General features: G+C 63.6%; 9 protein-coding genes. 7 read left to right on the top strand and 2 right to left on the bottom strand.

The genetic code is table 11. The annotated features are described in order from the left end of the window. The first annotated feature begins 341 nt into the window (after positions 1-341). The 3 genes from aroC (at position 342) to IAE38_RS23275 (ending at position 3,186) form a co-directional block, all read left to right on the top strand. Positions 342-1,427 (top strand): chorismate synthase, encoded by a 1,086-nt coding sequence (gene aroC / locus IAE38_RS23285; RefSeq protein ID WP_201214666.1) that lies wholly within the window; start codon positions 342-344, stop codon positions 1,425-1,427. A gap of 67 nt (positions 1,428-1,494) precedes the next feature. Beyond that, a complete protein-coding gene (locus tag IAE38_RS23280; protein ID WP_201219519.1) occupies positions 1,495-2,643 on the top strand; it encodes an MFS transporter in 1,149 nt (382 codons plus the stop codon). 6 nt (positions 2,644-2,649) lie between these two features. Next, complete coding sequence (locus IAE38_RS23275) at positions 2,650-3,186, top strand: oxidase (protein WP_201219517.1); 537 nt, start codon at positions 2,650-2,652, stop codon at positions 3,184-3,186. Between the two features lie 76 nt (positions 3,187-3,262). Here the strand turns inward: IAE38_RS23275 and IAE38_RS23270 are convergent, their stop codons facing one another. Further along, positions 3,263-3,535, bottom strand: a complete 273-nt coding sequence (locus IAE38_RS23270) for a DUF3509 domain-containing protein (protein ID WP_028634752.1) — start codon at positions 3,533-3,535, stop codon at positions 3,263-3,265. A 270-nt stretch (positions 3,536-3,805) separates the two neighbouring features. Here IAE38_RS23270 and IAE38_RS23265 point away from each other — a divergent pair, with 270 nt between their 5' ends. Next, positions 3,806-4,330: an ankyrin repeat domain-containing protein gene (locus tag IAE38_RS23265; protein ID WP_028634753.1), complete on the top strand. Its 525-nt coding sequence runs from the start codon at positions 3,806-3,808 to the stop codon at positions 4,328-4,330. Positions 4,331-4,389: 59 nt separating this feature from the next. Continuing rightward, positions 4,390-4,920 (top strand): hypothetical protein, encoded by a 531-nt coding sequence (locus IAE38_RS23260; RefSeq protein WP_201164838.1) that lies wholly within the window; start codon positions 4,390-4,392, stop codon positions 4,918-4,920. Between the two features lie 22 nt (positions 4,921-4,942). On the opposite strand, the gene IAE38_RS23255 is transcribed toward IAE38_RS23260, so the two are convergent. After that, the gene (locus IAE38_RS23255; RefSeq protein WP_060481572.1) at positions 4,943-5,878 is read right to left on the bottom strand and encodes a ZIP family metal transporter; all 936 of its coding nucleotides are present in this window, start codon (positions 5,876-5,878) and stop codon (positions 4,943-4,945) included. 129 nt (positions 5,879-6,007) lie between these two features. Between IAE38_RS23255 and IAE38_RS23250 the strand changes: the two genes are divergently transcribed. Together IAE38_RS23250 and IAE38_RS23245 are read left to right on the top strand one after the other, a co-directional pair. Next, a complete protein-coding gene (locus tag IAE38_RS23250; protein WP_028634756.1) occupies positions 6,008-6,199 on the top strand; it encodes a PLDc N-terminal domain-containing protein in 192 nt (63 codons plus the stop codon). Positions 6,200-6,359: 160 nt separating this feature from the next. Continuing rightward, complete coding sequence (locus IAE38_RS23245; protein ID WP_201219515.1) at positions 6,360-8,417, top strand: LTA synthase family protein; 2,058 nt, start codon at positions 6,360-6,362, stop codon at positions 8,415-8,417. Positions 8,418-8,507 lie beyond the last annotated feature (90 nt).

The raw sequence follows: 8,507 nt of genomic DNA, 5'->3' as shown, positions 1-8,507 counted from the left end.
CCCTTCACCGGTAGAACGCGGTTGGGCTGGGAGGTGGTCAGCGTGACATTTGCAGCGCCTGAGAAATCGAGCGCCGCCCGCGAGGCGCATCGCGAGCTGCGCTCGCTCCTACATTTGTTTCGGGCCGGTCACGCCTGTAACAGGCGCGGGCGACCGCCTGGTTTGTACGCCACGCCATCTCCCAGCCCCATCCTGTATACTGCCGCCTTTCGTTCATCTCAGGCAGATCTCGCCTGTAACAGGCGCGGGCGACCGCCTGGTTTGTACGCCACGCCATCTCCCAGCCCCATCCTGTATACTGCCGCCTTTCGTTCATCTCAGGCAGATCTCGCGGAGCGTCCATGTCCGGCAATACCTATGGCAAGCTGTTCACTGTCACCACCGCAGGCGAGAGCCATGGCCCGGCGTTGGTCGCCATTGTCGATGGGTGCCCGCCAGGCCTGGAAATCTCCCTCGCCGACCTGCAGCACGACCTCGACCGGCGCAAACCCGGCACCAGCCGGCACACCACCCAGCGCCAGGAAGCCGACGAGGTGGAAATCCTGTCCGGAGTGTTCGAAGGCCGTACCACGGGCTGCTCGATCGGCCTGCTGATCCGCAACACCGACCAGAAGTCCAAGGACTACTCCGCAATCAAGGACCTGTTCCGCCCCGCTCACGCCGACTACACCTACCACCACAAGTACGGTGAGCGTGACTACCGCGGTGGTGGCCGCAGCTCGGCCCGTGAAACCGCCATGCGTGTGGCTGCCGGTGCCATCGCCAAAAAGTACCTGGCTACCCAGGGCATCACGGTGCGTGGCTACATGAGCCAGCTGGGCCCTATCGAGATCCCGTTCAAGACCTGGGAGTCGGTAGAACAGAACGCCTTCTTCAGCCCGGACCCCAACAAGGTGCCGGAGCTTGAGGCCTACATGGACCAGCTGCGCCGTGACCAGGACTCGGTCGGCGCCAAGATCACCGTGGTCGCCGAAGGCGTGATGCCTGGCCTGGGCGAGCCGATCTTCGACCGCCTGGACGCCGAGCTTGCACATGCCCTGATGAGCATCAATGCGGTCAAGGGCGTGGAAATCGGCGCGGGCTTTGCCAGCGTGGCACAGCGCGGTACCGAGCACCGTGACGAGATGACCCCGCAAGGTTTCCTCAGCAACAACGCCGGTGGCATTTTGGGCGGCATCTCTTCCGGTCAGCCAATCGTCGCTCACCTGGCCTTGAAGCCAACGTCCAGCATCACCGTGCCAGGCCGCTCCATCGATGTGCACGGTAACCCCGTTGAGGTCATCACCAAGGGCCGGCATGACCCGTGCGTGGGCATCCGCGCCACGCCTATCGCCGAGGCGATGATGGCCATTGCACTGATGGACCACCTGCTGCGCCACCGCGCGCAGAACGCCGACGTCAAGGTCACCACGCCCGTACTGCGCTAGCGTTTACCCGCCCGTGCCGGGTGTTTCGCCTAGCGAAGCACCCGCAGCAGGCCACAAAGGCCATTCCATGCCCGCAATCCCTTACTGGCGGCTGTCCAGCTTTTACCTGTTCTATTTCGCCCTGCTGGGCTCCACGGCGCCGTTTCTGGCACTTTATTTTGACCACCTGGGCTTCACGCCGGCACGTATCGGCGAGTTGGTGGCCATCCCCATGCTGATGCGCTGCATCGCCCCCAACCTGTGGGGCTGGCTGGGGGACCGCACGGGCCAGCGGCTGCTTATCGTGCGCCTGGGGGCATTGTGCACGCTGGCGACCTTTTCCCTGATTTTTCTGGGTAAAAGCTACGCCTGGCTGGCACTGGTCATGGCGTTGCACGCCTTCTTCTGGCATGCAGTGCTGCCCCAGTTCGAAGTCATCACACTGGCACACCTGCATGGCCAAACCGCACGCTACAGCCAAGTACGCCTGTGGGGATCGATTGGCTTCATCCTGACCGTGGTCGGCCTAGGCCGCCTGTTCGAGTGGTTGAGCCTGGATATCTACCCGGTCGCCCTGGTGACCATCATGGCCGGCATCGTCGCCGCCAGCCTGTGGGTACCCAATGCCCAGCCCGTCGAGCAGGGCGAGCGCCGCGCAGCTGGCGGTTTTCTGCACCAGCTGCGAGCACCCGGTGTGGTGGCGTTCTATGTGTGCGTGGCACTGATGCAACTGAGCCACGGGCCTTACTACACCTTCCTGACCTTGCACCTGGAACACCTGGGCTACAGCCGCGGCGCCATCGGGCTGCTGTGGGCGTTGGGCGTGGTGGCTGAGGTGCTGATGTTCATGGCCATGAGCCGCCTGTTCGCGCGGTTCAGTATCCAGCGGGTGCTCCTGGCCAGCTTCGTGCTGGCGGCCGTTCGGTGGTTGCTGCTGGGCAACCTGGCGGCGGAGCCTGGGGTACTAGTGTTCGCACAGTTGCTGCATGCTGCCACCTTCGGCTGCTTTCACGCTGCCAGCATCGCGTTCGTGCAGGCCAGTTTCGGGCCGCGCCAACAAGGTCAGGGCCAGGCCCTTTACGCCGCGCTTTCAGGCACCGGCGGGGCGCTCGGCGCACTGTACGCGGGCTACAGCTGGACATGGCTGGGGCCAGGCTTCACCTTTGGTATGGCCAGCGCCTCGGCGCTGGCTGCAGCCGTTATCATGGCGACCCGTTCGCAACCGACCAGGACCTGACCGCTGATGAGCATTCTCTGCGTATTTGACCCTTCCAGCCCGGCATTACCCAACAAGGTGCTGACCCACCGGGAAGACATCGAGGCGGCGCTGGCCGAGCACGGGGTGTCTTTGATCCACGCCGAGCATGGTCTTCGGATACGCCCAGGCACAGCCGATGCAGACGTGCTGGGCGCATGTGGTGATCACCTTGACCAACTCATGGCTACCCACGCCAGCTCCGTCTATCGGCTGGTGAACCGCGACGGCGAGCAGGGGGACACCTCAGCGCTGCGGGAAGAGCACACCCATAACGGCCAGGAAGTGTTTGCGGTGATCAGCGGCCGTGCGCAGCTAGGCTTGCGCTTGGGCGGGTGGGTGTATTCAGTGGTGTGCGAGAAAGGCGATCAGTTGACCATACCGGCGAACACGCGGCGCTGGGTGGAGTTGGGCGAAACCCCGTTTTGCCTTGCGTTCAGACTCTATTCGAGCGAGCAGAGCGCAAATCCGTTATATACGGGCGATGATGCCGCACGCGCGTTTTTGGGAATCGACGAACTTTGATGGGCCTTGCTGGTCTGTTCGAGGGTGAATCCATCGGGAGTCACCCGCCAACAGGCCAGCTCAGGCAGGCGACCACTCAGCGGTAGGTCGGCAGGGCGAAGCGTTGTTGGCTTTGCAGCATGCTGATCACCGGCAGCTCACTGGCTTGCTCGGCCAGGTCACGGCGGATGGCGCTGATGGCCCAGGACAGCTGTTCGGCGCTGTGCAGTTGCCCGTAGGTGAGCACACGGCGGGTCACCTTGCCGTCAGCAGCGCGAAGGGTCAGGAGAACACCGCCGTCCGGACGAGGCTGGGTAGCAACCTGGTAAGCCGAAAAGACCGAAACGAATTTTTCCTGGATAAGGTTCATGGCAACTCCTGACAGGTGTAGGGCAATCGTGGAGTTGTAGATTGCAGTGACCGTGCCAGTTTTTGGATATTGCAAAAACCCTTGTAAATCAAGGGCTTGCGGCTTACTTCAAGAAGGGGTTCCGTGCAAGCTGCAAGGTCGTGCAATTTGCACAGTGCATTTTGCACGGCGGGGCTCGTTGGGCTATCGCAGCGATAGATTCTGAACCTTTGACCCGCAACCGGGGCCTGACAAACACTTAGGCACCGATTATTGCCAGGAGGTTCCCCCATGCAGACCCAAGCCGCGCCCTCTCAAATGACCGCCGATGAAGCCGCCGCCTTTGCCGAACAAGTGTTCGACCGCGCCCGCCAAGGCGACGCCGAGATGCTCGAGCGCTTGCTCGCCAGCGGCCTGCCCGTGAACCTGCGCAACCAGAAGGGCGATACCCTGTTGATGCTGGCCAGCTACCACGGCCACCACGATGCGGTGCGTGTGCTGCTGGCCCACGGTGCCGATGCGCTGATCGCCAACGATAACGGCCAGTTGCCCATTGCCGGGGCCGCGTTCAAGGGCGACATGGCGATGATCCGCCTGCTGCTCGAGAACGGCGTACCGGTAGATGCAGCCGCGCAGGACGGGCGCACGGCGCTGATGCTGGCGGCCATGTTCAACCGCCTGGAGATCCTCGACTACCTGCTGGCCCAAGGCGCAGACCCGGCGCGCCAGGATGCACGGGGTGCCACTGCCCTTGTTGCGGCCCATACCATGGGCGCAGTAGACGCTGCGGCGCGCCTGCAAGCGCTGGCAGGCTAACCTCACAGGGGCATTTGCGGCTATCCTTGGCACCTTTTTACCCGCCGCAGGCCCCGTTCATGAAAACTCAGTTGCTCGAATTCATTAGCCTCATTGGCGCAGGCTGCATGCGTGAGGCCGATATCGAGCGCATTGCCGATGAGGCTGCCCAGGCCTACGCCGACCCGGCGGCATTTCTTGCCGCCAACCCCGACATCAACTATGACGACAGCTTCCCGATGCCCCTGGGCGAGTGGGTAGTGCTCGGCAGTTTGCCCGATACCGTGGTCTTCCAGGCCGACAGCTACCAGGAGCTGTTCGAGCACATCAGCGGCTCGTTTGACCAAAGCGTGCCGCTTACCCTCAAGCCCAAGCAACTGGCACGCACCGAGCCGCTGACCGCGCTCAACCGCATCCAGGTACAGATGGGAGCCTTGAACAAGGAAGCAGGGGGTTACGTGCTGCTCAACTTCAGCCAGTTGCTCGATGACGAACTGCAAATGGTGATGGTCGGCCAGCATGACCTGGCGCGGGTGACGGAGCTAGGTGCGGCGCTGGGCATCAAGGTTGAACCTGCCCTGGAAGCGTTGAAGGTTGCCGTGCACGTCTAAGCGACGTGCACAAGCGCCGGGCTCAGCCCAGTGCGGTATCGAGGAACATCATCACTGCAAAGCCGCCCATCAGGCCCAGGGTTGCCGAGGTCTGGTGGCCATTGCGGTGGGTCTCAGGGATGACTTCGTGGCTGACCACAAAAATCATCGCCCCGGCTGCAAGCCCCATGCTGATAGGGTAGGCGACCGCGAAACCCGTGGATATTCCCAGGCCGATCACTGCACCCAAGGGCTCCATCAGCCCGGACCCGATCGCCACCAGGGCAGCCTTCAGGTTCGAAAGCCCGGTAGCGCGCAAGGCCAGCGCAACCGCCAGCCCTTCAGGGATGTCCTGGATGGCGATGGCGGTGGTCAGCGGCAGGCCGATGTTCATGTCGCCATTGGTGAAGCTGACACCTATTGCCATGCCCTCGGGCAGGTTGTGCAGGGTGATCGCCAGCACGAACAGCCACACCCGGCTGAACCGCTCGGTTTCCGGGCCGGCTACGCCCACCCGCTCATGCTCGTGGGGGGTGAAGCGGTCCAGCCCGAGCATCAGCAATACCCCCAGGCCCATCCCCACCACCACCACGAACGCCGCAGCAGGGCCGCTGCCGGTGATGTCCCGCGCGGCATCCAGGCCCGGCAGAATCAGCGAGAACGAACTGGCCGCCAGCATCATGCCTGCTGCGAAACCCAGCATCACATCCTGGCTGCGCGTGCTCACGTCACGCAGCACCACCGCCAATACTGCACCCAGTGCCGTGGCACCGAACCCTGCCAGGCCACCTACGGCCGCCAGGTGCAGGTGCTGCGAATGGTCGCCGTGCACGGCATTCCACAGGCTGGCGCCCAGCAGCACGAGCACCGCCAGCAGGCTGAGAACAAGGCCGGCGCCTACCCATGGGTTGTTGGCGATGTGTTGCCGCCAGGCGCTTAGCGGGGAAGCGGCGGCGCTGTGACTGTGTACAGGGGGCATGCAAACCTCGGGTTCAAAAGACAATGCAGTCTAAGCAGTGACCCGAGCCTGGCGCCAAGGATTCCGCTCTATCGACGTAATAGCTGGCTATGCTATGCAGCATCAACCCCCTGAACTGGAGTACATGGCATGGGATCGACGTTCAACAGCCTGGTAGGCCTGATCATTCTGGCGCTGGACATCTGGGCCATTCTCAACGTGATCAAGAGCGGCAACGAGGTGGGCAGCAAGGTGCTGTGGATACTGCTGATCGCGCTGCTACCCGTGGTTGGCCTGGTGATATGGGCCATCGCCGGCCCACGCGGCAACGTGCGTATCTGAACGTTGGCGGCCGGGCACCCGGCCGCAGTGCCGCCAGTGGCCAATCGGGCCGTGACAAAATTTTCACAATGATTTAAACAGAATCCGCTCCCGCACAATGCTGCGATGGCCTTCGGCCGTCGCGCTCTTCGCAAACCGCAATTCTAGGACCTTCCCGTTCATGGCCAACCCGGACGCCTTGAAGCAATGGGGCGCGCGAGCGTCGTTCTCGCCCACCCTCAAATCCCACCTGGCCTACACGCTGCTGAGCGCGCTGGTCATCATGCTGATGCTCAGCCTCGTGCGCCTTGCGCTGCTGGTCTACAACAGCGACATGGTCGGCGATACGCCTGCTGCAACCGTTGCCGAGGGCTTCCTCAACGGGTTGCGCTTCGACCTGCGGGTGGTGGTGTACATCAGCGTGCCGCTGCTGCTGGCGTTGCTCAGCCCTTGGGCCATGGCGCGGCGCGGGGTGTTCCGCTTCTGGCTCACCCTCACATCCAGCGTGGTGATGTTCCTCGGCCTGATGGAGCTGGACTTCTACCGCGAGTTCCACCAGCGCCTGAACGGCCTGGTGTTCCAGTACATCAAGGAAGACCCCAAGACCGTCATGAGCATGCTCTGGTACGGTTTCCCGGTAGTGCGCTACCTGCTGGCCTGGGCATTCGGCACCTGGCTGCTCAGCCTGCTGTTCAAGGGGGTCGACCGCGCTACCCGTGGTGGTGGCGTGCAGCGTGTCGCCCCCTGGTACAACCGGCTGGCAGTGTTCATGGTGATTTTGCTGGTGGCCGTGGTCGCCGCCCGTGGCACCTTGCGCCAGGGCCCACCGATGCGATGGGGGGATGCGTTCACCACCGACTCCAACTTCGTCAACCAGTTGGGCCTGAACGGTACCCTGACGCTGATCGATGCGGCCAAGAGCCGCTTCGGTGAAGACCGCGCCAACATCTGGAAACCGGTGCTGGAGCAGGGCGTGGCCACCCAGACCGTGCGCCAGCAACTGCTGACGCCCAATGACACCCTGGTGGATGCCGACGAAGCCGCCGTGCGCCGTGACTTCCTGCCACCCGCCGCAAACACGCTGCCGATCAAGAATGTGGTGGTGATCCTGATGGAGAGCTTTGCCGGCCATTCGGTGGGCGCGCTGGGCAGCCCCAACAACATCACCCCGTACTTCGACAAGCTGGCCAAGGAGGGGCTGTTGTTCGACCGCTTCTTCTCCAACGGCACCCATACCCACCAGGGCATGTTCGCCACCATGGCGTGCTTCCCCAACCTGCCGGGCTTTGAGTACCTGATGCAAACCCCGGAAGGGGGCCACAAGCTGTCCGGCCTGCCGGCGCTGCTCAGTGCCCGGGATTACGACGACGTCTACGTGTACAACGGGGACTTTGCCTGGGACAACCAGTCCGGGTTCTTCGGCAACCAGGGCATGACCACGTTCATTGGCCGCAACGACTTCGTCAACCCGGTGTTCTCCGACCCCACCTGGGGCGTGTCCGACCAGGACATGTTCGACCGTGGCAATCAGGAACTGGCCAAGCATGACGGCAAGAAGCCGATCTACGCCTTGCTGCAGACCCTGTCCAACCACACGCCGTACGCCTTGCCCGCCAACCTGCCGGTGGAGAAAGTCACCGGCCAGGGCACCCTGGACGAGCACCTCACCGCCATGCGCTACTCGGACTGGGCGCTGGGCCAGTTCTTCGAGAAGGCCCGCAAGGAGCCTTACTTCAAGGACACCCTGTTCGTGATCGTTGGCGACCACGGCTTTGGTAACCACCAGCAGGTCACCGAGCTGGACCTGGGCCGCTTCAACGTGCCGCTGCTGCTCATTGCACCAGGCATCCAGGACAAGTTCGGTGCGGTCAACCACACCGTCGGCACCCAGGTGGACATCGTGCCCACCATCATGGGCCGCCTGGGTGGCGAAACCCGTCACCAGTGCTGGGGCCGTGACCTGCTCAATCTGCCTGCAGGCGACCAGGGCGTGGGCATGATCAAGCCATCGGGCAGCGAGCAGATCGTCGGCCTGGTGCAGGGCGACCGCGTGCTGATCGAGTCCAAGGACATGAACCCGCGGCTGTATCGCTACCAGCTGGGCCGTGAATTCAAGGCCGAGCTGATCGAAAGCCCGGACCAGCCGCAGATGCTCAAGCAGCTGGAAGCCTACATTCAGACCGCCACCAAGAGCCTGCTGGACAACACCGCAGGGGTGGTGCACGGCACGCCCAAGTAGCGCCTTAACAGGCAGGGGGGGGGGGGGGGGGGGGGGCCCCCCCCGGGGGGGGGGGGGGGGGGGGGGGGGGGGGGGGGGGGGGGGGGGGGG

The organism is Pseudomonas sp. S32, from assembly GCF_016648095.1.
Classification (GTDB): Bacteria; Pseudomonadota; Gammaproteobacteria; order Pseudomonadales; family Pseudomonadaceae; genus Aquipseudomonas; species Aquipseudomonas parafulva.
Note: the sequence above shows the minus strand (reverse complement) of the source record. Positions and strands in the feature narration are given on the sequence as shown.

Coding starts and splice junctions, on each gene's coding strand:
- IAE38_RS23275 (WP_201219517.1), top strand. CDS start 2,650: ATGAGCATTCTCTGCGTATTTGACCCTTCCAGCCCGGCATTACCCAAC.
- IAE38_RS23245 (WP_201219515.1), top strand. CDS start 6,360: ATGGCCAACCCGGACGCCTTGAAGCAATGGGGCGCGCGAGCGTCGTTC.
- IAE38_RS23270 (WP_028634752.1), bottom strand. CDS start 3,535: ATGAACCTTATCCAGGAAAAATTCGTTTCGGTCTTTTCGGCTTACCAG.
- IAE38_RS23250 (WP_028634756.1), top strand. CDS start 6,008: ATGGGATCGACGTTCAACAGCCTGGTAGGCCTGATCATTCTGGCGCTG.
- IAE38_RS23265 (WP_028634753.1), top strand. CDS start 3,806: ATGCAGACCCAAGCCGCGCCCTCTCAAATGACCGCCGATGAAGCCGCC.
- aroC (WP_201214666.1), top strand. CDS start 342: ATGTCCGGCAATACCTATGGCAAGCTGTTCACTGTCACCACCGCAGGC.
- IAE38_RS23280 (WP_201219519.1), top strand. CDS start 1,495: ATGCCCGCAATCCCTTACTGGCGGCTGTCCAGCTTTTACCTGTTCTAT.
- IAE38_RS23260 (WP_201164838.1), top strand. CDS start 4,390: ATGAAAACTCAGTTGCTCGAATTCATTAGCCTCATTGGCGCAGGCTGC.
- IAE38_RS23255 (WP_060481572.1), bottom strand. CDS start 5,878: ATGCCCCCTGTACACAGTCACAGCGCCGCCGCTTCCCCGCTAAGCGCC.